Genomic DNA, 1,614 nt, shown 5'->3' on the forward strand with positions numbered 1-1,614 from the left:
CTATGCGTTGGTTTTAGTGGTTAAGGTGCAATGCGGAGGTTTTGGTATTGCGTGCCTCACACCTTAACAAGGCGTTATGTGTAATCGAGAGTTCAGGGAAAGAATGAAAGTACTTATATCAGGATCCAATGGGTATATTGGTAGTCACGTGACTAAGATGTTTGTCGAGAGTGGCTTTGAAGTTTCAATTTACAGTAGGTCTAGCGGTGTCTTACCTCTTGCTCGGAAGCTTACCAATGTGCTATCAGATTTTTCTGGTTGCTTTGATATCGTTATAAATTGTGCTCGCCCATATTGGTCAGAGTTTTCGCCGGAGGAAATAGCTGATATAGAGTCCAAGCTGCTCACGCAGTTGGATAGACTAGCGGCTGACGGTGCGACAAAAATCCACACTTCGGGCGTTTGGCTATTTGGCAATGCTTCTCACAATGACCTGAAAGAATTTAGGCTTAAGCCTCTAGAGGCGGTAAAACCGGACACAGTTACAATAGGTTGTGCTCTCAAAAAGAAGTGGCATGTCGTTTACTGTCCTAGTTTGGTTTATGGTGGTGAAAACTGTCAGCTAAAGCGGATTGTAGATTCCTTATCAGACCAAGCTCTTCAAGTAGCGATACCATCTCAAGGTTACAACCAATATATCCATGTTAATGACATCGCTCGATTTTATTTGGTACTGGTTCAAGGTAAACGTCCGGCTACACAACACTTTATTGCTGAGACTAAGGGGTATAGCCCCGAAGCATTTTCTAAATTGCTACTCGACTCTCGAGTCGTAAAGAGGGTTCACGAGTGCAGTTGGAGTGATTTTGAGAAATGCCATGGCTCTTCGGCAGTCGAAATTGAAAAGCTAAATCTTAACCTTCCAATTAGTCCCTTGTTTGAATCGACTGAGTCATTAAGGAAGTACATAGAAAATTACACATAACAAGCAATTTAAGAGGGATTCTCAACGCTTGGCACTTTTGCTTCTACTTCAAATTTAGTGTTTATGGCACAATGCTTTAGGTTTGTGTGGAGGCGTTGTTCACCCCTTAATTGGGCGTTATATTTAATATAAGTAAGGAGTGCTTGGTGTTTATTAAGCGAGCATGGAACGGCGAAATAGCAGTCTGGCAATCCGTCGTATTGGTAAGTATTGTTGGCTATATTCTTACGTTTGCAGTGGTTACAGCTATTAATATGGCTTTACTGCAGATGAAGTTAGTTGGTTGGATTGATAGCTACTCTATAGTTTTCATGAAAATCTCAATGTCTATATTCTTCTTAACATTTGGTATTTTTGCCACTAGATCTTTATGGAGATCTGCGAATAACCCTAAAGCAAAAATCGGGCATGCAATAGCTCGATTTTGGGCGATTTGTTTAGGCTTGTATATCGCCGGACTCATAATGAGATGGTTATCGATTGTGTAATATCAAATATAACGCCGCATTAAGGTGTGAACAACGCGACCACGAAACTCAACCTTACCGCCGTAAACACTGAACTCAACGATGGAATTAAAAATGCCAAGCGTTGAGAATCACTCTTAAATGCTTTGTGTACGCCCAGCATGGGCATGAACTAATGAGGTGAAAGTCCTCTGTAGGAAAATCACCATTTAATTCTCAACT

2 protein-coding genes are annotated in these 1,614 nt (G+C 41.2%); both read left to right on the top strand.

Annotation, left to right across the window (positions count from 1 at the left end; translation table 11 throughout):
• Nucleotides 1–103 precede the first annotated feature (103 nt).
• Complete coding sequence (locus tag OQJ86_RS26245) at nt 104–925, top strand: NAD(P)-dependent oxidoreductase (RefSeq protein ID WP_265992233.1); 822 nt, start codon at nt 104–106, stop codon at nt 923–925.
• A gap of 146 nt (nt 926–1,071) precedes the next feature.
• Complete coding sequence (locus tag OQJ86_RS26250) at nt 1,072–1,413, top strand: hypothetical protein (protein WP_074534684.1); 342 nt, start codon at nt 1,072–1,074, stop codon at nt 1,411–1,413.
• Nucleotides 1,414–1,614: the final 201 nt, after the last annotated feature.

The sequence above is a fragment of the Vibrio sp. Sgm 5 genome, assembly GCF_026241575.1.
Lineage (GTDB): Bacteria > Pseudomonadota > Gammaproteobacteria > Enterobacterales > Vibrionaceae > Vibrio > Vibrio jasicida.